Below are 26,009 nucleotides of genomic sequence, written 5' to 3' on the forward strand. Positions count from 1 at the left end.
AGGTGACGGCCTTTTACCGACAGCGGCAGGGAAGGGTCGTCAAGTATCGATAGTCATGTTATAACATAACAAAATGTGGCAAAGCGATACTAACGATGGAATTAGCCCCCAATACCCAGGACGACGTGCTGGTAAGCATTTCGCGCCTGAGCGTGCGCTTTGACGGCGAGTTCGTGCTCGAGAACATCGACCTGACGCTCTATCGCCATCAGATACTCACGCTGATCGGCCCCAACGGGTCGGGCAAGTCGACGCTGGTCAAGACGCTGATCGGCGCGGTCAAGCCCGCCGCTGGCAGTTTGCGAGTCGGCGCAGGGCTGCGCATCGGCTACGTGCCCCAGCGCCTGCATCTCGACCCGACGCTGCCGATGACGGTCAAGCGCTTCATCAACCTGCCACACCGCCAGGACCCGGCGGCGGTCGAGCGCGCCCTCGACGAGGCCGGCGCCGGGCATCTTCTGCAGGCGACGATGAGCCACCTTTCCGGCGGCCAGTTCCAGCGCGTGCTCTTGGCGCGGGCGCTGCTGACCCGGCCGGACATTCTGATTCTGGATGAGGCCACCCAGGGGCTCGACCAGCGCGGCACGGCAGAGTTCTATCGCCGTATCGAGGCGGTGCGACAGAGTTACGGCTGCGCCGTGCTGATGGTCAGCCACGACCTGAACGTGGTGATGCGCACCGCCGATCACGTCGTCTGCCTGAACCGTACCCTGTGCTGCGAAGGCAAGCCCGAGCACGTCGCCTCCTCGCCGGACTACCAGGCGCTGTTCGGCGAGGTGCTGGCCGACGACCAGGGCGCTAACCCCCTGGCGCTTTACCGCCATCACCACGAGGAGCGCGCCAATGCTGGATGATTTCATGGTGCGCGCCACCCTCGCCGGCGTGCTGGTAGCACTGGCTGCTGCCCCGCTTGGCTGCTTTGTTGTCTGGCGGCGCATGGCCTACTTTGGCGACGCCACCGCCCACGCGGCGATTCTCGGCGTGGCGCTGGCGCTGTTGATGAACATCTCGATCTTCGCCGGCGTGTTGATGGTGGCGCTGCTCATGGCGGGCGGCGTGTCGCTGCTCAGCGGGCGCGGCGTCGCCATGGACACGCTGCTCGGCGTTGCCGCCCACTCGGCGCTGGCGGTGGGGCTGGTGGCGGTGTCGTTTCTCTCCGGGGTGCGCATCGACCTCAACGCCTACCTGTTCGGCGACATTCTGGCCGTGGGTAGAAGTGATCTCTGGGTGATCGGCGGCGGCGCGGCGCTGGTGCTGGCGCTTCTGGGCTGGCGCTGGTCGTCGCTTCTGATGGCGACGATGAGCCGCGAGCTTGCCTACGCAAGCGGCATCGACCCACGCCGCGAACAGCTCATTTTGACCCTGGCGCTGGCCATGGTGGTGGCCGTGGCGCTCAAGGTCGTGGGCGTTTTGCTGATCACCGCGCTTCTGATCATTCCGGCGGCAGCGGCGCGCCCGTTTTGCCGCACCCCGGAGGCCATGGCAATCGGCGCCACCGTCGTGGCGCTCACGGCGGTGACCGGCGGCCTCAGAACCGCCTACCTGATGGATACGCCCACCGGTCCCACCATGGTGACGCTGGCCGCGGTGCTGTTTCTGCTGGCAACGCTTATAAGCCAGGGGGGGCGCCTGGCGCAGCGTTTGACGGCGCGGGCCTGACCCGCCCGACATTTTTCTCGACCCGTTTCTGGAGACCGCCATGACGCAACGACTCGCTCCTGCCGCGACGACCCTGTTTGGCCACGCCGCGCTCGATGGCGACATCAGCGTGCTGCCGCGCATTTTTGAAGAGGCGATCAACCTGGCCGTGCTGACACGCCCGCTCCCGGCGGATATCGTGCTGAGCGCGCAGGCGCAGTGTCAGACCGACCGCGCCTGGCAGTTTAGTTGGCTGGGCGAGGTGGACGAGGCCTTCACCGCGGACCTTCGTCGCCACCTGCCGGCGCCCGAGGCCGGCGACGCGCTGATCGACGACGTCAGCACCATCGCCTCGGCCATCGCCTTTCTGTTCGAGACCGAAACCGTCGGTGTGCGCCTTCGCCTGCTCGATAGCGCCATGTGCCCGCGCTTTCACTGCGACAACCTGCCGGTGCGGCTGGTAAGCACCTACGTGGGGCCGGGCAGCGAGTGGCTGCCGGCGCACGCCGTCAACCGGGCCGGCCTCGGCGCGCCGCGCCCGGAGCGTCCGGACATCGTCACCGACCCGAGCGCCATTCAGACCATGGCGAACGGCGACATTGCCCTGATCAAGGGCAGCGGCTGGGTCGGGTGTGAAGAGCGGGCGCTGGTCCACCGCAGCCCGGCGCTGGCACCCGGCGAGAAGCGGCTGTTGATGACCATCGACCCGGCGTGATGTGAATGCGCACGCCTGTGCGATCTTGTTCTTTTTAAGAAGGGGCCTGCATGAACGACCAGCCCGTTGCGGCGCCGAGCGAGGCGCCGACGAAAGACGCCCTGCTTGCCATGGGCCAGCACGACTACATGAACGAGCGCCAGCTGGCGTTCTTTCGCCAGCGCCTGCAGGACGAGCGCGACGAGATCCAGGCGCGCCTGGCCGAGATAAGAGCGTCGATCGCCTCCCACGAGCGCGACAGCGACGAGGCCGATCAGGCCTCCTTCGAGGAGGAGCTTCGCCTCTCGCTGCGTCAGGCCGATCGTGAAAGCCGGCTGGTGAAGAACATCGACGCTGCCCTGAAGCGTATCGAAAATGGCGAGTACGGCTTCTGCGAGGAGACCGGCGAGCCCATCGGCATTGCCCGGCTGCTGTTTCGCCCCACCGCGCGGCTCTGCATCGAGGCGAAGGAGCGTCAGGAGCGCCAGGAAACCCATTTTCGCAAGACCCGATGGGAGTGAACGTCATGACGACACCGCCCTTGATTCCCGTCAATGTGCTCACCGGCTTTCTGGGCAGCGGCAAGACCACGCTGCTCAACCGCTGGGTGCGCCAGACCTCCATGGACAACACCCTGGTGGTGATCAACGAGTTCGGCGACATTGGCCTCGATCATTAGCTGATCACCCAAAGCGACGAGCAGGCCGTGATCGAGATGAGCAGCGGCTGTCTGTGCTGCACGCTGCGCGGCGATCTGGCCCGCACCCTGCGCGAGGCGCTCGACGATCTCGAAGCGCGGGGCAGGCCCGCCCCGACGCGCGTGGTGATCGAAACCACGGGGCTGGCGCTGCCTACCTCCATTTTGCAGCTGTTGATGACCGATGCCTGGCTTGCGCACCGCTTCAAGCTCGATAGCGTCGTGTGCTGCGTGGACGCGGTGAACGGAGACGCGACGTTGAGTGCCCATGAAGAGTCGCGCCAGCAGGTGGGGGTGGCGGATAAACTGCTCATCACCAAGACCGATCTCGCCGAGCAGGCGGGGGTAGCCGGGCTTGCCAACCGGCTCGCCTGGCTCAACCCGACCGCCGAGCAGTGGCAGGTGGTCGACGGCAGGCTCTCCGCGAGCCTGCTGGTAGGCGCCGGGCTTCACGTCGACGGCGGCTATCAGGTCGATCAGTGGCTCAAGGCCGGGCGCTACACGGTCACCCCCGCCGCGCCCCACGTGGGCACCGCGATTTCACTGAGTCCCGGCCCGGTAACGGCGCACCACTCAGCCGACCACCACGCCCACCAGAGCGACTCGATCCGCGCCTTCTGCTTCACCGTCGAGGAGCGCATCGCCCCGGACACGCTGGAGAACTGGCTGGACATGCTGATGTCGCTGATGGGCGACAAGATGCTGCGCATCAAGGCGGTGGTGCACCTGACCGACCGCGACGCGCCGCTGGCGATTCACGGCGTCCAGCAGATCTTCCACCCGCCCGCAGAGCTTCCTCTCGAGTGCGTTTCGGATCGCGTCTCGCGGTTCGTGTTCATTACCCAGCACATCGCGCCGGAGACGGTGGCCGAGATGTATCACTTCTTCAGCGCGTCGAAAGAGAACGCCTAGAGCGCCGCGCTCAGTGCACGACCTCGGCGCGGGTGGTCTTGAAGCGTGCCCGGTAGGCGGTGGGCGTGAGCGCGTAGCGCCTGGCGAACACCTTGCGCATCCGCTCGTCCGAGCTGAACCCGGTGCGCCAGGCAATGCTCTTCATGGGCAAGTCGGTATCCAGCAGCAGCGTCTTGGCGCGCTCGCAGCGCGCCTCTTCCAGCCAGTTCAAGGGCGTCATGTTGAACTCGGCCACGAAGGTGCGGCTCAAGTGGCGCGGGCTCATGCCGGCTTTCGAGGCCATGTCCGCAAGCGTCAGCGGGGTGTCGAGGCGCTCGGTGATCCAGCGCTTGAGCTCGCGCATGCCGGGTGATCCGCTCATCTGGCTGGTAAGCGCGGTGCTGAACTGCGACTGCCCGCCCGGACGCTTGAGATACACCACCAGATCCCGCGCCACGTCCAGTGCCAGGTCGCGCCCGGCGTCCTGCTCGACGAAGGCCAGCGCCAGATCGATCGCTGCGGTGACGCCAGCGCAGCTCCAGAAGTGGCCGTCCTGCACGAAGATCGTATCCGCATCCACCTCGAGCGCGGCGAAGCGCCGCTGCAAAAGCGGCGCATAGTGCCAGTGGGTTGCGGCGCGCCGCCCGTCGAGCAGCCCCGCCTGGGCCAGAAAGAACGATCCTGTGCACAGCGCGGCAAAGCGCCGGGCCTCCTGGCCGCGGCGCTGGCACCACTGCACCAGCGCCGGTTCGCGCGCAAGCGCTTGCTCGATCTCCACGGCGCCGGCGATCATCACCGTCTCGAGCGGCGCGTTATCCGGCAGCGGGCCGCCGGCGTCCAGGCTGATCCCGGTATCCGACACGACGGGCCCCGGTACCGGGGCCACCAGCGACACCTGGTAGCGAAACGCCTCGCCGTGCGCCGCCAGGCGCTGATTGGCGTAGCTGAACACGCTAAGCGGCCCCGCCGCCTCCATCAGCTTGAAGCCGGGGTAGATGACCAGGTGCACGTGCTGCTCGCCCGACGCGTCGCTGGTCGCTGCTACGCTGTCTGCTTCATCGCGCTGCATGGCGTCTCCTCCTGGTGGTTTTTCCGCGTTTTTCGTTTGGCGCTCTGCACGTCTTGATGGCGGTGCACGCTGTCCGGATTCGACCGGTCGTCCGGCTATGGCGCATTATATAAACGTTATAACATATCATTTTTGCATCGAGCAGGAGAGATATCATGAAAACGCGCGCCGCCATTGCCTGGGAGCCCAACCGCCCGCTTGAGATCGAAGAGATCGACCTGGAGGGGCCGAAAGCGGGCGAGGTGCTGGTCCGTATCGTCACCACCAGCCTCTGCCACACCGACATGTTCACGCTCTCTGGCCGCGACCCGGAAGGGCTCTTTCCCGCCGTGCTCGGCCACGAAGGCGTAGGCGTGGTCGAGGAGGTAGGCCCTGGCGTTCTGTCGGTGAAGCCCGGCGATCACGTGATCCCGCTCTACACCCCGGAAGATCCCAACTGCCCCTACATTCAGTCCGGCAAGACCAATCTCTGCCAGACCATTCGCGAGACCTAGGGGCGCGGGGTCATGCCCGACGGCACCTCGCGCTTCTCCTACAAGGGCAAGATGATTCACCACTACATGGGCACCAGCACCTTCAGCGAGTACACGGTGCTGCCGGAGATCGCCGTCGCCAAAATCGCCAAGGAGGCGCCGCTGGCCAAGGCGAGCGTCATGGGCTGCGCCGTGCCGACCGGCATGGGCGCGGTGCGCAACACCGCGAAGGTGACGCCCGGGGCGACCGTGGCGGTGTTCGGCCTCGGCGCGGTCGGCATGGCGGTGATTCAGGGCGCGAAGATGGTCGGCGCCGGGCGCATCATCGGCATCGACACCAACCCCAACAAGTTCGCCCTGGCCCGCGACATGGGCGTGACCGAGTGCGTCAACCCAAAGGACTTCAGCCAGCCGATCCAGGAGATGCTCGTCGAAATGACCAACGGCGGCGTCGACTTCTCGTTCGAGTGCATCGGTAACGTCAACGTCATGCGCGCCGCGCTGGAGTGCTGCCACAAGGGCTGGGGCGAGTGCACGGTGATCGGCGTGGCCGGCGCCGGCGAGGAGATCGCCACACGGCCTTTCCAGCTGGTGACCGGGCGCGTCTGGCGCGGCTCTGCGTTTGGCGGCGTGCTGGGCCGCAGCCAGCTCCCTGGCATGGTCGACGAGTGGCTGCGCGGCGACTTCGACGTCGACCCCTATATCACGCACAACATGACCCACGACCAGATCAACACCGCCTTCGATCTGCTGCACGCAGGCAAGTCGATCCGCTCGGTGATCCACTTCCAGCCCGGCGAGACCATGCAGCCGGAGGGGCTGGCGGGCAAGATCGTACCGGCTAGCTGAGAATAGATTTGCCGCTCCTTAACTCAAGGGGCGGCTTTTTTCATCCGGGAGGATAGCGGGGGCCGCTGACTTTATAACAAGAGTGAACCGATGACCTTCCTGAACTTGTAAAGCGCCTAGCCCGAACGAGTTCCCAGGCTGCGGCTGCACCGCTCAGACACAAAAAAGCCGATTCTCGAAAGAATCGGCTTTTTCTATATTTGGTAGCGGGGATCGGGTTTGAGCCGATGACCTTCCTGAACTTATGAAGAGCCGAGCCCGACGAGCTACCAAACTGCTGCTGCACCGTTCAGACACAAAAAAGCCGCTACCTTTCGTTAACGGCTTCTTTGATAAATATTGGTAGCGGGGACCGGATTTGAACCGATGACCTTCGGGTTATGAGCCCGACGAGCTACCAGACTGCTCCACCCCGCATCAACGTGGGACGTATTCTACATAAGTTTTAGGCCAAGTCAATCATCGAGTGCGATAAATCGATACGCCGCGCGTGGATTCATCGTGCTGCAACATTGGGGGAGTAACGCTATGCTTTCCATGACGCAACGGGCTTTCTCAACTTCAAGGAAACCGTCTCGGTGCGCAGGAGCAGAAGATAACAACACGTGCGTGCCAAACGCTTTGCGGTGGCACCAATTTGAAGTGGCTTGCGCCACGTCTTGTGTGGCTCGGATGCAAGTCATTTGTCATTTCAGGGAGGTATACAATGGCTAATCAACCCCAGGTGGCGTGGGTGACGGGTGGAACAGGTGGGATCGGCACGGCCATTTGCCGGTCGTTGGCCGAGGCGGGGTATTTGGTTGTCGCCGGTTATCGCAATCCGGAAAAGGCGAAAACGTGGCTCGAGAGCCAAAAAGCCGACGGCTTCGACAACATGGCGCTTTCCGGCGTCGATCTGTCGAACTACCAGGCGTGCTTGGACGGCGCCCAGGAAATTGCCGACACCCACGGACCGATCAGCGTGCTGGTCAACTGCGCCGGTATCACGCGCGACGGTACGCTCAAGAAGATGGCGCAAGAGCAGTGGAGCGAGGTAATCGATACCAACCTCAACAGCGTCTTCAACACCTGCCGTAGCGTGATCAACCCGATGCTCGAGCAGGGCTACGGGCGCATCATCAACATCTCTTCGATCAACGGGCGTAAAGGACAGTTCGGCCAGGTCAACTACGCCGCGGCGAAGGCGGGCATGCACGGTTTGACCATGTCGCTGGCCCAGGAAACCGCGACCAAGGGCATCACGGTCAACACCGTGTCACCGGGCTATATCGCCACCGACATGATCATGGAAATTCCCGAGAAGGTGCGCGAGGCGATTCGCGAAACCATCCCCGTCAAGCGCTACGGCACGCCGGAGGAGATCGGTCGGCTGGTAGCATTTTTAGCCGATGAGCAGTCCGGCTTCATCACCGGTGCCAATATCGATATCAACGGCGGTCAGTTCATGGGCTGATACGCCCGACCTCAAGCGCCGAGCACATCGCTCGCACTCGCCGCCGGAACGCGGCGCAAAAGAAAGGAGGCCACAAGCCTCCTTTCTGGTTTCTCTCTTCTTGTTTCCAGTTCCTCGCTTGCTTCTTCTGATGCCTTTCTACCGCTGAGGACGCTCGGTTTCGATACGCCACGGTTGCGCTTTGGCCCTCAAGCGTGAGGCTGACGCGCAAGCCGGCTCAGCAGCGCGTCGAGCTCATTGACCTCCCGGTCCCAAACGTCAGCAGGCACCGGCCCCAGCGCCATGAGTGCGGCCAGCACGCTGTGCGTCTCTTCTGCCGGGCTGCGCTCACTACCCAGGCCGTCGTTCAAGCGTTCGACCTGAATGGCCAAGCGAAGCGGCTCGTCTTCGGGCTTGACGCTGCCGAGTGCCAGCAGCGAGAGGTGCACGCGAAGCCGTGCCACGCCCTCTTCGACGGTTTGACGACTTTGCTCCGGGGCGCTGATCGCTGCGCCTCTAGCGTCGTTGCGGCGCTGGTGCGCGTCCCAAAACGCCCCGGTCGGCGGAGTCGTGAGCACCTGCGCCGCCTCGACGGCGTCGTTTTGCTGCGCTTCAAAAGCGCGCTGGTCCGCGCTCAGGTGGGCTTGGGTCAGTGGCATGAGCGCGTGCCACTGCGCGACGGTATCGGCCACTTCTAAACGGCTCAACCGCTCGCGCCGGGCGCGCAGAATACCGCTCAGGCGGCGCTGCATGCCCTCGCTTCGCCGGTTGCGCGGCAGCGGTTCGAGCTGCTGGGCGCGCTGGATAAACGCCTCGAGCGCCTGGGCCTCGCGGGCGTTTTCCGGCTGCCATGCGTCCATTTCGTCGATCAGGGCCTGCATGGCGTCGAGCTTTTGCTGCGAGCGCGCCGACTGTTCGCTCTTGTGCGCGTCGCGCTGGGCAAACAGCTGATCGCAGGCGCCGCGAAAGTGCTTCCAAAGCGTTTGCTCTTCGCCCTTGGGTGCCCGCCCCAACGTGCGCCACTGCTGCTGAAGCGCCTTGGCGCGGGTGATGCGCTCGTGAATAGGCCGCTCGGTGGCGTGCAGCAGCGCGTTGACCTCGTCGATCAGCGCGCGCTTTTGCGCGGCGATCTGCTCGGCGCGCTGGTCGATCAGCGCCTGCAGCCGATGGCGCACCTTGCCAAAGCGCCGGCCGACCGTTTCCGAGGCCTCCCGCGGGATCGGCGCGTATTCGCGCCACTGATGCCGGGCGCGATCGCGAATTTCGCGCAGCACGTCCGGGTCGGCGTTGTCGGCGGGCTGCTCGCACAGGGTTTCGAGCTGCTCGCAAAGCGCTTCACGCTGGCGCAGATTGGCCTGACGCGTCTGGTCGATGGTTTCCCGCCAGGGCGCCAGGCGTTCGTGAATGCGATCGGAGGCGGCGCGAAAGCGCGTCGACAGCGCTCGGCTGGCCGCGGCGTCGCCAAGCTCCTTCCACTCCTTCACCAGCTGGCGATGGCGACGGTCCAGCGCCGCATCCGCCATCGCCGGCGCCTCGGCCAGCGCCTCGATGCTCAAGGTGAGCTGCTCGCGCTTGGGCCCGGCAACGAAGCCGCGCCAGTCTCTAAGCTCCGCCAGCTGCGCGCCGAGCTGTTTCAGGCGCGCCTTGAGCGGTTTGGCTCTGGCGCTGTCCAGCGCGTCGATCGCGGGTTTGAGGCGCTGGTGGAGCCGGCTGGCGCTTTTAAACGCGCCGCGTTCGAGCATGTGCTCGAAACTGTCGAGCTCGGCGTCCAGCGCCTCCAGTGAAGGCGCTTGTTGCGTCTGTTCGCCCGCCGGCTGCTCCAGCGCCAGAAGTGCTAGGGCGCGCTGTAAAAGCGCCGGTCTTGCCAGGTCTTTGGGCCAGGCAATGCGTTGGACTCGCTCTTCGAGTGTCGCGGGGTCGTGGTCGGCGAGGCCTCGCTCGACGTCGGGCTGGTGCGTTTGCCAGCGCTGCCAGGCCTCCGTGACGCGCTCATAGGCGGCAAGTGCCTGGGTGTAGCGCGCCTGGGTCGTCTCCGGCGGTACGTGAAGATCCGACAGCGACTGCCAGCGCTGGCCCAGAAGCTGGCGCTGGGCGCGCAGGCTGTCGATGTCCTGAAGCGTAACGGCCTCGGCGTGGACGAGCCCGTTCAGCGTCTCCTCGAGCCCGGCGAGTAGCTGTTCGCGGGTCGCTTCGATCTCTTCGCGGCGCACCTGGCGCGCTTGGCGCGCCTGCTCTTGGGTTTCATGGTCGTTCAAGGTTTTGCGCGCGCTAAGCAGCGCTTGGTGAAAGCGCTCTTCTTCGCGGGGGCCGGGCGGATGGTCGAGCTTTCGCCACTCGCGCTCCAGGTGGCGAAGGCGTCCGCCGTAAAGCGGCTCCCAGGGCGCGCGGGCGTGCTGCTCGAGTTTGTCGAGCAGCTCTTCGCGGCGCGTCGTTTGCTGATCGAACCACTCGTTGTCGTGACGCAGGCGCGAGAGCTTTTCGCGTGCCAGGCGCATGACGTTGCGATCGCGGCGCGCCTGTTTCAACAGCGTTTTCAAACTCGGCTCGCTGTCGAGGCGCTCGGCGGCGCGCTTTCGCACGCTCGCTACGCCGTTATTACAGGCCTGGTAGATGAGATCCTCATCATCAATGAGCCGGTTTAACGCGGTCAGGCGAAGGTCGAGGTTGTCGCCGCGCAGCGCGATCTCGTTGAGCAGCGCCGTGTTCGATAGCGAGTCGACCAGCCGGGTGCGCGTATAAAGGTCGGTTTGGCCTTCCCGGCCGGATAGGCGCTCGATCACGGCCTCGCGCCAGCCGGGCACGTTCTGGCGCTCGGGGAGCCGGCTGGTCAGCGTGTCGAGATCCCCAAGCGCCAGCAAGGCGGCCAGTTGAACGGTGTGGTCCGGGTCGTCGGCCAGCGTTTTCAGAGCATCGCGCTGGTCGGGCTGCTGCGGGTCCAGCGTTTCGAGGGCCTGGCGGCGAACCTCGGCGTTGGGGTGCTGCCACCGAGGCGCGAACAAGCGTCTTAACAGTCCGTGCATGAATCTTCCTGCAAGAGGTGCATCGCGTGAAAAAAATCAGCTATCGGTGCTTTGGTAGTTGCAGTCACCGTCGCTGTCGCTTAGCTTTGCCAGTGGCAATGTGCGCTGGCCGCAAAGGGTGGGCAAGCCGTTACATTCCCGGCGCGTACAAGCGCTAAGTTTATCTTACCTGAACATGACATGGAGTTCGGCCATGAGCCTCAACGCCGATAGTGCCGACAACGCCTTTACCTTTAAAGGCGGCATGCTGCCCATGACCGTCATGGAATTGAGCAGCGCCGACCCCGAGCAGATCAGGCGTCAACTGGCCGGCAAACTCTCCCAATCTCCCGCCTTCTTCCAGCATACACCGGTTGTACTGGGCGTGGAAAAACTCGATGAGCCGCACCTGGCGCTGGAGCGCATCTGCGCGGTGTGCCGCGATCACAAGCTTCTGCCGGTCGCGGTGCGCGGCGGCCCGGAGCCGGTGCGACAGTCGGCCTGGGCGCTGGGGCTTGGCTGGTTTGCGCCGGTCGAAGAAGGGCGCTCGCGGGCGCTTGAAAGCGTCGAGCGCACCGATGTCGCGCCCAGCGAGCGCGTCGATGAGACGCCACACGAGGCGGTCGCAGTCACCACGCGGCTTTTTCGCGGCACCGTGCGCTCGGGCCAGCAGGTCAGCGCCGCCGAGGGCGATCTGGTCGTGATCGGCGCGGTCAACGCCGGCGCCGAGGTGCTGGCGGCGGGCAGCATTCATGTTTATGGCGCGCTGCGAGGGCGAGCGCTGGCGGGCATTCACGGCAATACCCACGCCGGTATTTATTGTCGCGAGCTCGAAGCGGAGCTTTTGTCGGTGGCCGGCAACTACAAGCGCCTCGAGGATATCGACCCAAAACTTTTAGGGCTGGCCGCGCAGGTGCACTTCAGTGAAGAACAGCTCGAGATCAAACTACTGGCCTAGGGTGAGGCTGGTACGATTGACGTAGCGACGTGGCGGGCGCTTTTCGATAGAGTAGCGATACAGGCGACGTCACCGGATTGACACAGACATGTGCGTTGCGCGCGATGACGATAAAAAGAGACGCCGCGCGATTCAACGACCTCTGAAAGGATATAACTCTTGGCCAAAATTATCGTAGTGACCTCAGGTAAAGGGGGGGTCGGCAAAACCACCAGCGCGGCGGCGATTGCCACCGGGCTTGCGCTGCGCGGCAAAAAGACCGTCGTCATCGATTTCGACGTGGGCCTGCGTAACCTGGATTTGATCATGGGCTGCGAGCGGCGTGTGGTGTACGACCTGGTCAACGTCATCCAGGGCGAGGCGGCGCTCAACCAGGCGCTGATTCGCGACAAGCGCGTCGAGAACCTGTTCATCCTGCCGGCGTCTCAAACCCGCGACAAGGACGCGCTGACTCAGGAAGGCGTGGAAGAGATCCTCGAGCAGCTGCGCGGCGATTTCGACTTCGTGATCTGCGATTCGCCCGCCGGTATCGAACGCGGCGCGCAGCTTGCCATGTACTTCGCCGACGAAGCGGTGGTGGTGACCAACCCGGAAGTCTCCTCGGTGCGCGACTCCGATCGCATCCTCGGGCTTTTGGGTTCCAAGACTCGCCGCGCCGAGCAAAGCCAGGACCCGGTGCGCGAGCACCTGCTGATTACCCGCTACAACCCGTCGCGCGTTACCTCCGGCGACATGCTCACGCTGGAAGATATCCGCGAGATTCTCGCCATCAACCTGCTGGGGCTGATTCCGGAGTCCGAGGCGGTGCTGCGCGCCTCTAACCAGGGCGTGCCGGTCACCCACGACGGCGCCAGCGACGCGGGCCAGGCCTACGCCGACACCGTGTCGCGCCTGCTTGGTGAAGACGTGCCGCTGCGTTTTCACGAAGTTCAACGCAAGAGTCTTCTGGGCCGCATGTTTGGAGGAGGTCGGCGATGAAACTGCTCGAATTCCTGAAGCGCGAGCGCAAGAAATCCGCCTCGGTGGCCAAGGAGCGCTTGCAAATCATCGTGGCTCACCAGCGCAGCCAGCGCGGTCAGCCCGACTACATGCCGATGCTCGAGCGCGAACTTTTGGAAGTGGTGCGCCGCTACGTCCACGTTGCCGACGACGCCATCCAGGTATCGCTCGACAGCGAAGACAACTGCTCGGTGCTCGAACTCAACGTGACCCTGCCGCGCGACTCGTGAAAGGCAGCGAGTGAGTCGTGAAGGGCACGTGGCGATGAGCGGGCGAGCGTAAGCCGGGAGAACGGCGGAACTTTTGTGTTCACCGCCGTTGTTGTAGGGTGGCGGGATACGTCCACGGGAGTATCCACACATGGCGCCAGCCAACGCCGCCCCTGCCAGTTTTCTTTGGCACGATTACGAAACCTTCGGCGCCGACCCGCGCCGCGACCGCCCGGCGCAGTTCGCCGCGCTCAGAACCGACGCCGACTTCAACGAAATCGGTGAGCCGGTCGAGATATACTGCAAGCCCAGTGACGACGCGCTACCACACCCGGCAGCGTGTCTGATCACCGGTATCACGCCGCAAAAGGCCCAGCGCCACGGCTTGGCCGAGGCCGAGTTCGCCGGCCGCATCCAGGCGCTGATGAGTGAACCCGGCACCTGCGTGGTGGGCTACAACAGCCTGCGCTTCGACGACGAAGTCTCGCGTCACCTGTTCTACCGTAACTTCCTCGACCCCTACGCCCGCGAGTGGCAAAACGGCAACTCCCGCTGGGATTTGATCGACGTGGTGCGCGCGTTTTACGCGCTGCGCCCGGCGGGGATCGAGTGGCCCAAGCGAGAAGACGGCGCGCCGAGTTTCAAACTCGAGGATTTGACCGCGGCCAACGGCATCGAGCACGCCGGCGCCCACGACGCCCTGGCGGACGTGCGCGCCACGATCGCTTTGGCGAGGCTTCTCAAGGTTCAAAATCCCAGGCTGTTTGACTACCTGCTCGGCCTTCGCGGCAAGCGCGCCGTGGCTGCTCAGCTCGATGTCGCCAGCGCCAAGCCGGTGCTGCACATCTCGCGGCGCTACCCGGCCAGTCGCGCCTGCAGCGCCTTGGTAATGCCGCTAGCAAAGCACCCTACCAACCCCAACGGCGTAATCGCGTTTGATTTGAGCGCCGACCCGAGCGCGCTTGTATCGCTCACCGTCGAGCAGATTCGCGAGCGTGTGTTCGTCAGCCACCAGGATCTGGCGGAAGGGGAGTCGCGCATTCCGCTCAAGGTGATCCACATCAACCGCTGCCCGGTGGTGTTTCCCGCTACCGCGCTAAAGGACGTCGAGGGGCCGAAAAAGGGCGAGTACGGCGACATCCAAGCGCGTTTGGGGATCGATGTCGACCAGTGTCGCGCGCACTGGAAAACGCTTCGCGATCAGGGCACGGTCATTGCCGAAAAGGTGGTCGGCGTGTTCAGCGCCGGCTTCGAGGAAGGTCCGCAGGACCCGGATCTAATGCTCTACTCGGGCAGCTTCTTCTCCGGGGCCGACCGCCAGCAGATGGAGCGGGTGCGCGAAACGCCGGCCTGGGATTTGGTCGGGGCGCGCTTTGCCTTTCAGGACCCGCGGCTCGAGGAGATGCTGTTTCGCTTTCGCGCGCGCAGCTACCCGGAAACCCTGGAAGGCGAGGAGCGCGAGCAGTGGGAGGCGTTTCGCTGGGCGCGGCTGAACGACCCGGCGGTGTCCGGTTTTACGCTCAAGGCCTTTGCCCGGGAGATCGAGCGCTACAACCAGCAGAGTTTGACCGACTACCAGCGCCAGATTCTCGAAGAGGTGGTGATGTTCGTCGAGGCGATGCTGCCCGCCCAGGCGTTCGACGCCTGAGCGGGCGCGGCTCAAACTAGCGCGCCGCGTCGTCTTGTGGGAAGGGGGCGAGCGTGTCGCGGTAGGCGGCCACGTCGCTGGGCGCGTCACCCGGGTCGAAGCGCACTTCCAGCACGTGGGCCATCAGCGACGGCCAGCTGTCGCGCACGTCATCGGCGCTGACCTGAAGCACCGCCTCGGCCATTTGCGCCTGGCGGTCGAAGCGCACCGGATCCAGGGCGGTCGCCTGCCAGTAGCGGTTGGCCATGCCGGAAAGGCTCGTGTCGCGCTGTTCGAGCCGGCGCGCTACGGCTTGGCGATGCGGCGCTAGCGCCTCGTCGTCGAGCGTTTGTAGCGCCTCCTCTGCCCCTTCCAAAAAGCGTTCGATGCGCGCGGCGATCTCGTCGCTGTCGACGTCCGCCGACTGCACCAGAAACGCGATGCCCGGCGCCTCGAGCAGCGGCGAGTAGCTGGCGTTGACGATATAGCCAAGCTGCTGCTCGGTACGCAGCGTCTGGTAGAAGTCGGTATCCAGCCACTGGGCGATCACTCTTAGCGTCGCCTGTTCGCGCTCGCTTTGATCGCGCCCCTGCACGTAGCGAAGCGCCAGCGACTCGTTGCGAGCGCTATCCGGGCGCAGCACCTCGTCACCTTCAGCGACCGCCAGCGGCGTCAGCTCGCCGATTTCATCGCGAGTCAGGCGCGGCGTCAGCGCGTTGCGAAGCGTCTCGGCCTCTTCCTGGGCCTGGGCCTCGGTCAGGTTGCCCACCGCCATGGCATCGACGTAGAGCCCGCGTAAAAAGCGCTGGCGGAAGTCTTCCAAATGGTGGAGGTTGAGGTGTTCGCTTGCCTCGAGTAGCGCCTGGCTTCCCCACTGCGGCGACAGCAGCGCCTCGCCCACTAGGCGGCTGGCTTGGCCGTAGAGCGATGCCTGCGGGGCGTTTTGCCACTCACGGGTGAGCTGGTTGCGCACGCGCTCGAAGCTGTCTTCGGTGATCTGGGCGGTCTTGAGCTGCTCGATGGCCTGCTCGATGAACGGCGCTTGGCCGTCGCGCCAGCCGGAAAACGCCAGCGTCATGCCGCGAGCGTGAGGGTAAGCGCTGAAGGAGTGGCCGGCGAGCCAGGCCGGGTAAAGGGCGCTGCTGAGGCTATCGTTGAGCCAGCCGGACAGCAGCCGCGTCAGCACCGCTTCCTCGGCGGAGTAGCTCGCGCTTGGGTGCTGCAGGCTGACTCGCCACTCGACGCTTGGCGTATTGAAGCGGCTGTCCTGCATGTGCCAAGCGGTGAAGGCGGGCGTCTGCATCAGCACGCTGGGCGCTTCATCCTGGCCCGGCTCCAGCGTCAGGTCACTGGCAATGAACGGGTTGGGCGGGGCAAGCGAGAGCCCGCTAAGCGCTTGGCCCGCGGTATCCGGCGTGTCGAGGCGCGCCCATTGGGTATCGAACCAGGGCGAGGCGGTGTCGCCCTCGACGCTTTGATCCGAATAGACGCGAATCATGTTCTCCGGCGTCAGCGCCTCCAGATACGTTTGCTGCGCCGCGCTGTCCATGCCGTCCATGCGGTAGGCGGCGTACTGGACGTCCTCTACCGGGTAGCGCGACAGGCTCATGGCCAGGCGCGTTGCCTCGCTTTGCGGGTCGCCGTGCTGCTGGAAGCGAAATGCCTGCTCAGCAAGGGCGGCCTGCTCGTCATAGCGCCAGGTATCGATACCTTCGCGGCGAATCTCGTCGATTGCGGCGAAGAGCGTGGCCTGCACGTCCTCCAGGCGCTCGGTACCGCGCTCGGTCAGGCTGATCGAGACCGTGAACAGCGCGTGCTCACCGTCGCCGCGCCCGACCCCGGCAGAGAGGCCCAGAGCGAGGCCCGCATCGCGCAGCACGGCGAGCAGGCTGCCGTCGCTTTCATCACCGAGCAGATGCGCGACCAGCTGTGCCGGCTTGGTGCGGTACTCGTCGATCGGGTCGGGTACGGGGAAGTAGAAGTTGACCCGGCGGCGATCCTCGAGCGACTGACGCTCAAGATACGTCGGGAGCTCATCGCTCAAGGCGAGCGGCGCGTCGATGGTTGGCGCCGAGAGGCCATGATCAGGAATGTTGGCAAAGCGCTCGGTCACCCACTCCTCAAGCGTATCCAGCGGCTGCGGGGCGACCACGGCCAGGTTCATGACGTTGGCGTCGTAGTGCTGGTGGTAGAAATCGATGATGCGATCGCGCAGCGACGTTTCGCCTTCCGGAGGGCTTGCCAGCGTTTCGCGACTGCCCACGGCGAAGCCGGTGGTGGTGTTGTCCGGGTTCAGTACCTGGTCGAGCACGTCGTTTTCGCGGCGGGCGTCGTCGCGAATGCGCGCCATGTACTCGGAGTGGACGATGTTGCGCTCGCTTTCGAGCTGATCGGCGTTAAACAGCGGCGAGAGAAAGAACGCGCTGAAGCGGTCAAGCGCGCCGGACAGCGCTTCGGGGTCGACATCGAAGAAGTAGTTGGTGTCCTGCTGCGAGGTGAAGGCGTTGTGCGAGCCCGCGTTATTGGCGATGTAGCTCTGGTAGGCGTCCGGCTCCGGGTAGGGCTCGGTGCCCAGAAACAGCATGTGTTCGAGAAAGTGGGCCAGGCCCAAAAGATCGTCCGGATCCTGGGAGCTACCGACGCGTACGTTCATCGACGCCGCGGCCTTGTCGGCGTCCGGGTCGCTCACCAGTAGCGCCTGCAGGCCGTTGTCCAGGGTCAGTACCCGGTAGTCGCGGGCATCGAAGGGGCTGGTGGTCGGCGTGGTGACCTTTGCCACCTGAGGTGGCTCGGCCCAGATCACCGGCGCGTACAGGCACGTGCCGAGCAGCGCGCCGGTCAGCACGTCACGCAGGGAGACGCGGGAAAAAGGATCGCTTGATAACATTGAAACTCCGTTGTCGGGATACGGCTAAGGGGCGTTCCACCGCAGCATGGGTCCCTGCGGGTGGGCGCAGGCAGCCGACTGATTGGCGGGACTGTTGACATGTTTTGATACCGGAAATGCGCCCAACAGTTCCAGCGGCGCCGGGGTCATCATCGTCTGAAGCGTCTCCGGCGGGCTGTCGGGGTCGAGCCAGGTCGCCAGTTGGGAAGCGTCGATAACCAGCGGCAGGCGATCGGTCAGCGACGATAGGCACACATTGGCGGGCACGGTGATCAGCGCGGTGGAGTCGGTAAAGGCGGTGAGCGTGGTGTGGTAGCGACACCACAGCGCGCCGAGCAACAGCGGCGCGCGGTCGGTAGCGGTGACCAGATACGGCTGCTTGCCGCCGGGGCGCTGTTGCCATACGTAAAAACCGGTGACGGGAATGACGCAGCGCCGGGCGTTGAAGGCTTCCTCGAACATCGGCCGGTCGCCGAGCGACTCCGCTCGGGCGCAGTGCGGGGCGTGGTCGAGCACCTTGAGCCAGGGCGGCGTCAGCCCCCAGAAAAGCGGCTCGTGACGGTAAACGCCTTGAACCAAGCGGATGGCCGAAATCGGCTGGCGCGGGGCCAGATTGGGCGAGGTAATGAACGCGTCGTGCTGATCAAGCGATGGCACCATGCGCGAAAGCGAAAGGCGCTGCACGTGTAGGCGTCCCGTCATGCCGGTCTCCTTGTCACCCGGGGTAAAACTTATACGAAAAGGCGACAAGAATACGCTTAAAGTCGCCTTATAGTATCGAAAACAGTGTTCGATGTGGGGTATCCTGTCCTATATTAACCCTTCCTCAAACTCAAGTGCGCTGAGGCTTTCGCCTTTTTGCCCGACTTCAAGAGACCGCCATGGCCCGTCCCAGACAGCACGCGCCCGACACCCTTCATGCGCAGGTCATGCAGGCCTGCGATGAGTGGTTGGCCACGCGGCCGGTGCACGGCCTATCGCTGCGTGCGCTGGCCCGAGAGGTGGGATGTGCGCCGAGTACGCTGCTCAAGCTTTACGGCAGCTTTAACAATTTGCTTCAGCACGTCAACGTCGAGACCCTGGCGCGGTTACAGCAAACCATCGAAAGCCTTGCCGAGGACGAGCCCGAGCCCTGGCTTCGCGCGCTGGCCCACGCCTATTGGCGCTTCGCCGAGCAGGGTTGTTACCGCTGGCAGCTGTTGTTCGACTACCCCTTGGCCGAAGAGGGCGAGCTCGACCAGCGCCAGAGCGATCTGATCGAAGCGCTCTTTACCCAGGTGGAGTCGTCGCTCACCCGCTATCAGCCGGCGCTGGACGACCAGGAGGCGCGGCGGCTCGGGCGCACTCTGTGGGGCAGCGTGCACGGGCTAGTGCAGCTTGGCCTGAACGAGCGGCTGGGCTACTGGCAGGGCCAGCAGCTCAAGGTCGACGAGCTGCTCGACCAGCTGATGAGTACGGTGCTGGCCGGGCTTCGCGCTCAGGGGAGTGGCGTTCAAGGGCAGGGTGCATGAAGCGACTGGTCAAGCCGGTGCGCTTTGTGCTGCGCCACGCCATCTATATCGCCATGCGCGCAAGCTATCGGCTGCGTATTCACGGCCGCGAGCACCTGCCCGCCAGGGGCGCGGCGCTGGTGGTGTGCAATCACGTAAGCTTCATGGATGCGCTGGTGCTGGGCGGCGCAAGCCCACGGCCGCTGCGCTTCGTCATGGATCAGCCGATCTATGACTCACCCTGGCTCAAGTGGTGGTTTTTGCTGGTGGGCGCGATTCCAGTCGAGTCCGAACGGCGCACCCCGGCGGGTCTCAGACGCACGCTGGGAAAGATCAGCGAGGCGCTGCGCGACGGCGAGGTCGTGATGATTTTCCCCGAAGGGCGGCTGACGCCGGACGGCGAGGTTCAGGCGTTTCGTCGCGGGCTCGAGACGATGCTGTCGCGGGATAACGTGCCGGTCGTGCCCGCCGGGCTTGCCGGGCTGTGGGGCTCCTGGGCGTCGCGCTGCGATGGCCCCGCCTTCAAAAAGTGGCCGAGGCGTTTTCGCGCGCGGGTACAGGTCACCTTCGGCCCGCCGATCATGGCGCACGAAGCCCAGGAGACCGCGCTTCGCCACTACCTGCAGGCGCGAGTCGTGGCGCTAAAGGCCGCCGGCGAGCAGGATATCGCCCGGCGTGAGCACGCCGGCGACAAGAAACTTCAGCAGCGAAAGTAATATCAGAAAGCTGTGCTGGCAGGCGCCTAGCGGCGTTGCAGGCGTATCAGCGGCCAGCAGCGCGCCGAGGTAATCAGGTTGTCGCGAATCTCCAGAATTTCCATGCGCGTACTGCCAATCTGTAGCGACGCAGGCCCTTCCGGAAACGCCTCCAGGTGCTCGAGAATCAGCCCGTTGAGCGTCTTGGGACCATCGGTGGGCAGCTGCCAGCCGAGCATCTTGTTGATCTCGCGAATGTTGGCGGTGCCTTCGATCACGTGGCTGCCGTCGTCCTGCTGGTGAATCTCCTCATCCTCAGAGACATCGGTGGTGAACTCGCCGACGATCTCCTCGAGAATGTCTTCCAGTGTCACGAGCCCTTCCACATCGCCGTACTCGTCGACCACGATGCCGATGCGCCGCTTCTGCTTTTGAAAGTTCAGAAGCTGGGTGTGAAGCGGGGTCGATTCCGGAATGAAGTAGGGCTCGCGCGCCTCCTGCACCACCGCCGCCTTGGTCACTTCCTCTTTGGAGAGAAAGCGCGCGGCGTTGCGCAGGTGCAGCATGCCGATGATGTTGTTGATATCGCCCTTGTAGACGGGAAGCCGGGTGTGCTGACTGGTGCGAATCTGGGCGAGAATCTCTTCCAGCGAGTCGTCGAGATCGATGCCCAGCACTTCGTGGCGTGGCACCATGATGTCGTTCACCGTGACGTTCTCGAGATCGAGAATCGACAGGAGCATGGCGCGGTGGCGATAGGGAATGAGCGTGCCCGCCTCATGGACCACGGTGCGCAGCTCGTCGCGGGTCAGGCTGTCGCCGCCGTTTTCCACGCTCTTGACGCCCACCAGCCGTAAAAGCCCGTTGGAGACCGCGTTGACCAGCCACACCAGCGGATAGAGAAGCTTTAACAGCGGCTCCAGCGCCATCGAGGAGGGGTAGGCGATGCGCTCGGGTTTGATCGCCGCGTAGGTTTTGGGCGTCACCTCGGAGAAAATCAAAATGGTGATGGTCAAAAGCGCGGTGGAGATTGCCGGGCCCGAAACGTCGCCGAAGAAGTGAATGGCGATGATGGTGGCGATCGAGGCGGCCAGGTTGTTGACGAAGTTGTTACCGATCAGGATGACGCCGATTAGCCGGTCCGGGCGAGTCAGAAGGCGCATGACCCGCTTGGCGCGGCGGTCGCCGCTGCCGGCCTGGTGGCTGAGCCGATAGCGGTTGATCGACATCATGCCCGTTTCAGAACTCGAGAAGAAGGCGGATAGCAGTATCAGTATGGCTAAAAGGCCAAACAGTAATCCCAATGGGAAATCGTCGCTCAAGTCGAATGTTCCTTTGTGGCGTATCAAACTCGTTGTAAAAGGATGGGGGGTGGCTGTCAAGCGCACCCCCGTCGGCACTAGCGCGCGAGAATAATTTCCAGCACGAATTTACTGCCAAAATAGGCCAGTACCAGTAGCAGGCAGCCGCCCAGCGTCCAGCGCACGGCGCGCATACCGCGCCAGCCAAAGCGGTGGCGCCCGATTAAAAGGGTCGTGAAGATCACCCAAGCCGCGATCGACAGCACCGTTTTGTGCATCAGGTGCTGGGCGAAGAAGTTGTCCAGAAAGATCAGGCCGCTAGCGATCGACAGCGTCAACAGCAGCACGCCGGCCCAGACCAGCTCAAAAAGCACCCGCTCCATGGTGGTCAGCGGCGGCAGCGACTGCACGATGCCACGAATGTGGTGGTGGCGGAGCGCCTGGTTTTGAAGCCCGACCAGCACCGCCTGCACCGCCGCGATGGCCAGCACCGCAAACGCCAGCGCCGAGCTTGCCGCGTGCAGCAAAATGCCCGGCGTAAGCCCGGTGTGGCTGCCCTGGTTGGGAAGCCAGGTGGCGAAGATCAGCGCCACGCCGGCCAATGGAAACAGCGCGATGGCGGCGTTCAATACCGGCTTGAAGAGACTGGCAATCAGCACCACGTTTACCGCTACCGCCATCAACAGCGTGACGCTGGTGGTAAAGCCTGGCAAGAGCCCCGGCGTTTCCCCCAGCAGCATCACCACCACGGGGATATGCAGCAATAGCCCGATAGCGCCCAGAAGGCGCACCATGCCCCGGCGCGGCGGCACGCGGCGAACCAGCGTCATGCCCTGCCAAATGGCCGCGGCAATATAGAGTACGAAAGCGATGGTCGCGAAAGGCAGCGCCTGCATGATGCTATCCGTGCGCATGTTGCGCATAAGTGATGATGAAACGACGCGAGAACGTGGTCGAGAACGTGGTCAAAAACATAGTCATGAGCAATGGTCACGAGCGACCAGGGAGCCTAGAGACTAGCGTCTACTATAACCAATCGTAAAGCGTCGCACAGCAGCGCAAGGCGAAGAGCCATAGAGACTCGCGCGCTGAGCGCGTATAATCGAGCCAACACACGTCCGGCGGCGTCTACGCCCGGCGACAGCGACAAAGGCAGAGGCCCCATGTTCCAGAATTTGAGCGAGCGTCTTTCCCAGACGCTGAAGTCGATCAAGGGTCAGGCGCGCCTGACCGATGACAACATCAAGGAGACGCTTCGCGAGGTGCGCAAGGCGCTACTCGAGGCGGACGTGGCGCTTCCCGTCGTCAAGGCGTTCATCGAGCGCGTGCGCGAGCGCGCCATCGGCCAGGAAGTCTCCAAAAGCCTTTCGCCGGGTCAGCAGTTCGTCAAGATCGTTCAGCAGGAGCTCGAGGCGATCATGGGCGAGGCCAACGAAGGCCTGTCGCTCAAGGGCTCGCCGTCGGTCGTGCTGATGGCCGGTTTGCAGGGCGCGGGTAAGACCACCTCGGTGGCCAAGCTCGCCCGCTACCTGCGCGAGCGCGAAAAGAAGAAAGTGCTGGTGGTGTCGGCAGACGTTTACCGCCCGGCGGCAATCGATCAGCTCGAAACGCTGGCCAAAGAGGTCGAGGTCGACTTCTTCCCGTCGAGCTCGGATCAAAAGCCGGTCGATATCGCCAACGCCGCGATCAAGCACGCCAAAATCCAGTTCCACGACGTGGTGCTGGTCGATACCGCCGGTCGCTTGGCCATCGACGAAGCGATGATGGCGGAAATCCAGGCGCTGCACAAAGCGATCACGCCGAGCGAGACGCTGTTCGTCGTCGACGCCATGACCGGCCAGGACGCGGTCAACACCGCCAAGGCGTTCCACGAAGCGCTGCCGCTGACCGGCGTGATTCTGACCAAGGCCGACGGCGACGCCCGCGGCGGTGCGGCGCTGTCCGTACGTCACATCACCGGCAAGCCGATCAAGTTCATGGGCGTGGGCGAGAAGGTCGACGCCCTGGAGCCGTTCCACCCGGACCGCGTCGCCTCGCGCATCCTCGGCATGGGCGACATGCTCTCGCTGATCGAGGAAGCCGAGCGCACCGTCGACAAGGACAAGGCCGCTCAGCTTGCCAAGAAGGTGAAAAAGGGCGACGGCTTCGATCTCGAGGACTTCCGTGAACAGCTCCAGCAGCTCAAGAAGATGGGCGGCATGGGCGGGCTTCTCGGCAAGCTTCCCGGCATGGGCCAAATGGCTGAAATGGCCCAGGGACCGGGGCCGGAAAAGGAGATGGGCAAGCTCGAAGCGCTGATCAACTCCATGACGCCGAAAGAGCGCCGCTCGCCGGACATCATCAACGGCTCGCGCAAGCGGCGCATCGCCGCCGGGGCGGGGCTGGACGTGCCGGCGCTGAACCGTCTGCTCAAACAGCACAAGCAGATGCAGAAAATGATGAAGAAAGCCGGCAAGAAGGGCGGCATGCAGAAGATGATGCGCGGCATGTCCGGCATGATGGGCGGCGGTGGCCCGGGCGGGCCCGGCGGCCCCGGTGGTATGGGCGGCATGGGTGGCCCCGGCGGCATGCCCTGGCGCTAGGCAAAAAACGTGGAACGTGAAAGCCTGACCCGATTGACGCCCCAGGAGTTTTCTGGCTGTCAGGCTTTCCAAGCAGGCCGCATTTGCGTAGAATGCGGCCTCTTCATGCGTGGGTGTTGGCAAACGGGGCGTCGAATGCGCCGTTTGAACCTGTGGCCTGGGCGTGAAAAAAGGTACAAAACGGCCTGCAGGCGGTATCGCCAGGCGCGCTGTATCGCGGAAGTTGTACCGGCAAATGTACCGGAAAACAGCATGATGAGTGTTCTGATGGCGATGTCGCCATGCTCCACTCTCGTAACCTCAACCGAAGGATAGTTATCGTATGGTTACCATTCGTTTGGCCCGTGGTGGCGCCAAGAAGCGTCCCTTTTACCACCTCACCGTCACCGACTCGCGTAACGCCCGTGATGGCCGTTTCATCGAGCGTATCGGCTTCTTCAACCCGGTAGCCCGTGGTCAGGAAGAGCGTCTGCGCGTCGATCTGGACCGCGTCGTGCATTGGCAGAGCCAGGGCGCACAGCTCTCTGGTCGCGTTGCCGAGCTGGTAAAAGAAGCACGCAAGCAGGCGTAAGCCTGAATGTTCGTCGATGGCGAACACTGGATGCGGATCGTAGGATGGCGGTTTTGTGGTAATGCACTGTAGGAGCACGGGCCAATGACGCGTTTAGACGCCGGCCAGACAGACGAGCACGTGGTGCTCGGCAAGCTGACCAGCCCCCACGGGGTGAAGGGTTGGCTCAAGGTATACTCCTACACCAGTCCTATCGACAGTATCCTGCAGTACCCGGAGTGGTGGGTTCGCCAAGGGGATACCCTGACGCGGATGCCGGTCATTCAGGGACGCCAGCAAGGCAAGGCGCTGGTGGTGCAGCTTGAGGATGTCAACGACCGAACGGCCGCCGAAGCGCTGGCCCAGGCCGAGATCCTGCTGCCCAAGAGCGTGCTGCCGACACTGGCCGATGATGAGTACTACTGGCACGAGCTCGAAGGCTTGAACGTCTTCACTCGGTCAGGTGAGCGCCTGGGGCAGATCAGCTATCTGTTCGAAACCGGCGCCAACGATGTCATCGTCGTCCGCGGCGATAGCGAGGCCATCGATAAGCGCGAGCGGCTGCTGCCGTATCTGCCCGATGACGTGGTACTCGATATCGACCTCGTCGAAGGCCGGATGGTCGTCGACTGGGACAGCGAATTTTGAGCGATCAAACGCCTCAAGACGCGCCCTTTGAAAGCGAACGCGGTGAACAAGCACCCGCCCTGTGGTTTGGCGTGGTATCGCTTTTTCCCGAGATGTTCGATGCGCTCACCGGCCAAGGGGTTGTGGGCCGGGCCGTCGAGCGGCGCCAGATCGAACTCAGGTTCTGGAACCCGCGCGACTACGCCACCGACAAACATCGCAGCGTGGACGATCGGCCTTACGGCGGCGGCCCCGGAATGCTGATGAAAGTCGATACGCTGCGCGCGTCGATCGCCGATGCAAAAGCCCAGGGGCTGGTATCGACGGGTCGAACGCCGAAGGTGATCTATCTTTCGCCCCAGGGGCGCAAGCTCGATCAACCGGGCGTCGAGGCCTTGGCGCAAAGCGGCCCGCTGGTCGTGGTCGCCGGGCGCTACGAAGGTATCGACGAGCGGGTGGTGGAAAGTGACATCGACGAAGAGTGGTCGATCGGTGACTATGTACTGAGCGGCGGTGAGCTGCCGGCCATGGTACTGATCGATGCAGCGGCAAGGCTGATTCCCGGCGTGCTCGGGCATCAGGACTCCGCCATCGAGGACTCGTTCAACGACGGTCTGTTGGACTGCCCGCACTACACCCGTCCGGAAGTGATCGACGGGAAGCGGGTGCCGGATGTGCTGCTAAGCGGCCATCACGGCGCGATCAAGCGCTGGCGGTTGAAGCAGTCGCTTGGGCGCACTTGGCAGCGCCGGCCCGATCTATTGGCCGGACGTACCTTGAGCGCCGAGCAGCAGCGTCTGCTTGACGAGTTCATCGAAGAAAACGCCCTGCCCCACGGGTAGGCCAGGGCGGCGGTGCAGGGCGTAACGCACCTGCGTCACCCATAACGACTCCCGCGTGGCTCGTTTCGAGCGCCGGGATCACGGTTTGCCCCTTCCACAACTGCGTGGCAAGCCATTACGTTATTCAGGAGTAAGACATGAGCAGCAAGAACAAGGTGATCCAGGCGATCGAAAACGAGCAGATGGGCAAGGAAATTCCGGGCTTTGCACCGGGCGACACCATCGTCGTTCAGGTCAAGGTCAAGGAAGGCACCCGCGAGCGTCTGCAGGCCTTCGAAGGCGTGGTCATCGGCAAGCGTAACCGTGGCCTGAACTCCGCGTTCACCGTGCGTAAAATCTCTCACGGTGTTGGCGTCGAGCGTACCTTCCAGACCTACAGCCCGCTGGTCGACTCCATCGAAGTCAAGCGTCGCGGTGACGTTCGTCAGGCCAAACTCTACTACCTGCGTGAGCGCAGCGGTAAGTCGGCCCGTATCAAGGAAAAGCTGGCGTAATCGCGG

At 64.0% G+C, this 26,009-nt stretch carries 22 protein-coding genes, 1 tRNA gene and 2 pseudogenes; 18 read left to right on the forward strand and 7 right to left on the reverse strand.

Annotation, left to right across the window (positions count from 1 at the left end):
- The first annotated feature begins 95 nt into the window (after positions 1–95).
- The 5 genes and pseudogenes from ACGLWX_RS16315 to ACGLWX_RS16335 all read left to right on the forward strand — a co-directional run bounded on the left by ACGLWX_RS16315 (position 96) and on the right by ACGLWX_RS16335 (position 3,941).
- Positions 96–854 (forward strand): metal ABC transporter ATP-binding protein, encoded by a 759-nt coding sequence (locus ACGLWX_RS16315; RefSeq protein ID WP_396241311.1) that lies wholly within the window; start codon positions 96–98, stop codon positions 852–854.
- Positions 844–1,659 carry a metal ABC transporter permease gene (locus ACGLWX_RS16320; protein WP_396241313.1) on the forward strand — a complete coding sequence of 272 codons (816 nt, stop codon included), beginning with the start codon at positions 844–846 and terminating at the stop codon, positions 1,657–1,659. Before ACGLWX_RS16315 ends, ACGLWX_RS16320 begins: the two co-directional genes overlap by 11 nt.
- Positions 1,660–1,699: 40 nt before the next feature.
- Positions 1,700–2,353 carry a DUF1826 domain-containing protein gene (locus ACGLWX_RS16325; RefSeq protein WP_396241315.1) on the forward strand — a complete coding sequence of 218 codons (654 nt, stop codon included), beginning with the start codon at positions 1,700–1,702 and terminating at the stop codon, positions 2,351–2,353.
- A 50-nt stretch (positions 2,354–2,403) separates the two neighbouring features.
- The gene (gene dksA / locus ACGLWX_RS16330) at positions 2,404–2,853 is read left to right on the forward strand and encodes an RNA polymerase-binding protein DksA (protein WP_252109449.1); all 450 of its coding nucleotides are present in this window, start codon (positions 2,404–2,406) and stop codon (positions 2,851–2,853) included.
- Between the two features lie 5 nt (positions 2,854–2,858).
- A pseudogene (locus ACGLWX_RS16335) lies at positions 2,859–3,941 on the forward strand (CobW family GTP-binding protein).
- Positions 3,942–3,951: 10 nt separating this feature from the next.
- Here ACGLWX_RS16335 and ACGLWX_RS16340 read toward each other — a convergent pair.
- Positions 3,952–4,989: a GlxA family transcriptional regulator gene (locus tag ACGLWX_RS16340; RefSeq protein WP_396241317.1), complete on the reverse strand. Its 1,038-nt coding sequence runs from the start codon at positions 4,987–4,989 to the stop codon at positions 3,952–3,954.
- Positions 4,990–5,144: 155 nt separating this feature from the next.
- Between ACGLWX_RS16340 and ACGLWX_RS16345 the strand changes: the two are divergent.
- Positions 5,145–6,311 (forward strand): annotated as a pseudogene (locus ACGLWX_RS16345) (S-(hydroxymethyl)glutathione dehydrogenase/class III alcohol dehydrogenase).
- Between the two features lie 340 nt (positions 6,312–6,651).
- Here ACGLWX_RS16345 and ACGLWX_RS16350 read toward each other — a convergent pair.
- Positions 6,652–6,728, reverse strand: a tRNA-Met gene (locus ACGLWX_RS16350).
- A 289-nt stretch (positions 6,729–7,017) separates the two neighbouring features.
- Between ACGLWX_RS16350 and phbB the strand changes: the two genes are divergently transcribed.
- Complete coding sequence (gene phbB, locus ACGLWX_RS16355; RefSeq protein WP_396241319.1) at positions 7,018–7,764, forward strand: acetoacetyl-CoA reductase; 747 nt, start codon at positions 7,018–7,020, stop codon at positions 7,762–7,764.
- A 188-nt stretch (positions 7,765–7,952) separates the two neighbouring features.
- Here the strand turns inward: phbB and ACGLWX_RS16360 are convergent, their stop codons facing one another.
- Complete coding sequence (locus ACGLWX_RS16360) at positions 7,953–10,763, reverse strand: DUF349 domain-containing protein (RefSeq protein WP_396241321.1); 2,811 nt, start codon at positions 10,761–10,763, stop codon at positions 7,953–7,955.
- Positions 10,764–10,956: 193 nt separating this feature from the next.
- Between ACGLWX_RS16360 and minC the strand changes: the two genes are divergently transcribed.
- The 4 genes from minC (at position 10,957) to sbcB (ending at position 14,556) form a co-directional block, all read left to right on the forward strand.
- Positions 10,957–11,700 (forward strand): septum site-determining protein MinC, encoded by a 744-nt coding sequence (gene minC, locus ACGLWX_RS16365; protein WP_252109455.1) that lies wholly within the window; start codon positions 10,957–10,959, stop codon positions 11,698–11,700.
- A 159-nt stretch (positions 11,701–11,859) separates the two neighbouring features.
- On the forward strand, positions 11,860–12,678 hold the full coding sequence (gene minD / locus ACGLWX_RS16370; protein ID WP_252109456.1) for a septum site-determining protein MinD: 819 nt from the start codon (positions 11,860–11,862) through the stop codon (positions 12,676–12,678).
- A complete protein-coding gene (gene minE / locus ACGLWX_RS16375) occupies positions 12,675–12,929 on the forward strand; it encodes a cell division topological specificity factor MinE (RefSeq protein ID WP_252109457.1) in 255 nt (84 codons plus the stop codon). Before minD ends, minE begins: the two co-directional genes overlap by 4 nt.
- Positions 12,930–13,059: 130 nt before the next feature.
- Positions 13,060–14,556 carry an exodeoxyribonuclease I gene (gene sbcB, locus ACGLWX_RS16380; protein ID WP_396241323.1) on the forward strand — a complete coding sequence of 499 codons (1,497 nt, stop codon included), beginning with the start codon at positions 13,060–13,062 and terminating at the stop codon, positions 14,554–14,556.
- 16 nt (positions 14,557–14,572) lie between these two features.
- On the opposite strand, the gene ACGLWX_RS16385 is transcribed toward sbcB, so the two are convergent.
- Complete coding sequence (locus ACGLWX_RS16385; protein WP_396241325.1) at positions 14,573–17,422, reverse strand: insulinase family protein; 2,850 nt, start codon at positions 17,420–17,422, stop codon at positions 14,573–14,575.
- A 24-nt stretch (positions 17,423–17,446) separates the two neighbouring features.
- A complete protein-coding gene (locus ACGLWX_RS16390; protein WP_252109460.1) occupies positions 17,447–18,124 on the reverse strand; it encodes an SOS response-associated peptidase in 678 nt (225 codons plus the stop codon).
- Positions 18,125–18,303: 179 nt separating this feature from the next.
- Between ACGLWX_RS16390 and ACGLWX_RS16395 the strand changes: the two genes are divergently transcribed.
- The gene (locus ACGLWX_RS16395; protein WP_396241327.1) at positions 18,304–18,933 is read left to right on the forward strand and encodes a TetR/AcrR family transcriptional regulator; all 630 of its coding nucleotides are present in this window, start codon (positions 18,304–18,306) and stop codon (positions 18,931–18,933) included.
- The gene (locus tag ACGLWX_RS16400; RefSeq protein ID WP_252109462.1) at positions 18,930–19,628 is read left to right on the forward strand and encodes a 1-acyl-sn-glycerol-3-phosphate acyltransferase; all 699 of its coding nucleotides are present in this window, start codon (positions 18,930–18,932) and stop codon (positions 19,626–19,628) included. The genes ACGLWX_RS16395 and ACGLWX_RS16400 overlap by 4 nt, the downstream gene beginning before the upstream one ends.
- Before the next feature lie 26 nt (positions 19,629–19,654).
- Here the strand turns inward: ACGLWX_RS16400 and ACGLWX_RS16405 are convergent, their stop codons facing one another.
- Both ACGLWX_RS16405 and ACGLWX_RS16410 read right to left on the reverse strand, forming a co-directional pair.
- Complete coding sequence (locus tag ACGLWX_RS16405) at positions 19,655–20,929, reverse strand: HlyC/CorC family transporter (protein ID WP_252109463.1); 1,275 nt, start codon at positions 20,927–20,929, stop codon at positions 19,655–19,657.
- Positions 20,930–21,006: 77 nt separating this feature from the next.
- On the reverse strand, positions 21,007–21,804 hold the full coding sequence (locus tag ACGLWX_RS16410; protein WP_396241329.1) for an inner membrane protein YpjD: 798 nt from the start codon (positions 21,802–21,804) through the stop codon (positions 21,007–21,009).
- A 267-nt stretch (positions 21,805–22,071) separates the two neighbouring features.
- Between ACGLWX_RS16410 and ffh the strand changes: the two genes are divergently transcribed.
- The 5 genes from ffh to rplS all read left to right on the forward strand — a co-directional run bounded on the left by ffh (position 22,072) and on the right by rplS (position 26,003).
- Complete coding sequence (ffh, locus tag ACGLWX_RS16415) at positions 22,072–23,490, forward strand: signal recognition particle protein (protein ID WP_396241331.1); 1,419 nt, start codon at positions 22,072–22,074, stop codon at positions 23,488–23,490.
- 322 nt (positions 23,491–23,812) lie between these two features.
- Positions 23,813–24,061, forward strand: a complete 249-nt coding sequence (rpsP, locus tag ACGLWX_RS16420) for a 30S ribosomal protein S16 (RefSeq protein WP_007111767.1) — start codon at positions 23,813–23,815, stop codon at positions 24,059–24,061.
- 84 nt (positions 24,062–24,145) lie between these two features.
- Positions 24,146–24,688, forward strand: a complete 543-nt coding sequence (gene rimM / locus ACGLWX_RS16425; RefSeq protein WP_396241333.1) for a ribosome maturation factor RimM — start codon at positions 24,146–24,148, stop codon at positions 24,686–24,688.
- Positions 24,689–24,747: 59 nt separating this feature from the next.
- Positions 24,748–25,509, forward strand: a complete 762-nt coding sequence (trmD, locus tag ACGLWX_RS16430) for a tRNA (guanosine(37)-N1)-methyltransferase TrmD (protein WP_396241483.1) — start codon at positions 24,748–24,750, stop codon at positions 25,507–25,509.
- Between the two features lie 137 nt (positions 25,510–25,646).
- On the forward strand, positions 25,647–26,003 hold the full coding sequence (rplS, locus tag ACGLWX_RS16435; RefSeq protein ID WP_252109467.1) for a 50S ribosomal protein L19: 357 nt from the start codon (positions 25,647–25,649) through the stop codon (positions 26,001–26,003).
- Positions 26,004–26,009: the final 6 nt, after the last annotated feature.

Source organism: Halomonas sp. HMF6819, assembly GCF_044335525.1.
Lineage (GTDB): Bacteria > Pseudomonadota > Gammaproteobacteria > Pseudomonadales > Halomonadaceae > Vreelandella.

Bases quoted from the DNA above. Each gene is read 5' to 3' on its own strand.
- ACGLWX_RS16315 (WP_396241311.1), top strand. From the start codon at position 96: ATGGAATTAGCCCCCAATACCCAGGACGACGTGCTGGTAAGCATTTCG.
- ACGLWX_RS16320 (WP_396241313.1), top strand. From the start codon at position 844: ATGCTGGATGATTTCATGGTGCGCGCCACCCTCGCCGGCGTGCTGGTA.
- ACGLWX_RS16325 (WP_396241315.1), top strand. From the start codon at position 1,700: ATGACGCAACGACTCGCTCCTGCCGCGACGACCCTGTTTGGCCACGCC.
- dksA (WP_252109449.1), top strand. From the start codon at position 2,404: ATGAACGACCAGCCCGTTGCGGCGCCGAGCGAGGCGCCGACGAAAGAC.
- ACGLWX_RS16340 (WP_396241317.1), bottom strand. From the start codon at position 4,989: ATGCAGCGCGATGAAGCAGACAGCGTAGCAGCGACCAGCGACGCGTCG.
- phbB (WP_396241319.1), top strand. From the start codon at position 7,018: ATGGCTAATCAACCCCAGGTGGCGTGGGTGACGGGTGGAACAGGTGGG.
- ACGLWX_RS16360 (WP_396241321.1), bottom strand. From the start codon at position 10,763: ATGCACGGACTGTTAAGACGCTTGTTCGCGCCTCGGTGGCAGCACCCC.
- minC (WP_252109455.1), top strand. From the start codon at position 10,957: ATGAGCCTCAACGCCGATAGTGCCGACAACGCCTTTACCTTTAAAGGC.
- minE (WP_252109457.1), top strand. From the start codon at position 12,675: ATGAAACTGCTCGAATTCCTGAAGCGCGAGCGCAAGAAATCCGCCTCG.
- sbcB (WP_396241323.1), top strand. From the start codon at position 13,060: ATGGCGCCAGCCAACGCCGCCCCTGCCAGTTTTCTTTGGCACGATTAC.
- ACGLWX_RS16385 (WP_396241325.1), bottom strand. From the start codon at position 17,422: ATGTTATCAAGCGATCCTTTTTCCCGCGTCTCCCTGCGTGACGTGCTG.
- ACGLWX_RS16390 (WP_252109460.1), bottom strand. From the start codon at position 18,124: ATGACGGGACGCCTACACGTGCAGCGCCTTTCGCTTTCGCGCATGGTG.
- ACGLWX_RS16395 (WP_396241327.1), top strand. From the start codon at position 18,304: ATGGCCCGTCCCAGACAGCACGCGCCCGACACCCTTCATGCGCAGGTC.
- ACGLWX_RS16400 (WP_252109462.1), top strand. From the start codon at position 18,930: ATGAAGCGACTGGTCAAGCCGGTGCGCTTTGTGCTGCGCCACGCCATC.
- ACGLWX_RS16410 (WP_396241329.1), bottom strand. From the start codon at position 21,804: ATGCAGGCGCTGCCTTTCGCGACCATCGCTTTCGTACTCTATATTGCC.
- ffh (WP_396241331.1), top strand. From the start codon at position 22,072: ATGTTCCAGAATTTGAGCGAGCGTCTTTCCCAGACGCTGAAGTCGATC.
- rpsP (WP_007111767.1), top strand. From the start codon at position 23,813: ATGGTTACCATTCGTTTGGCCCGTGGTGGCGCCAAGAAGCGTCCCTTT.
- rimM (WP_396241333.1), top strand. From the start codon at position 24,146: ATGACGCGTTTAGACGCCGGCCAGACAGACGAGCACGTGGTGCTCGGC.
- rplS (WP_252109467.1), top strand. From the start codon at position 25,647: ATGAGCAGCAAGAACAAGGTGATCCAGGCGATCGAAAACGAGCAGATG.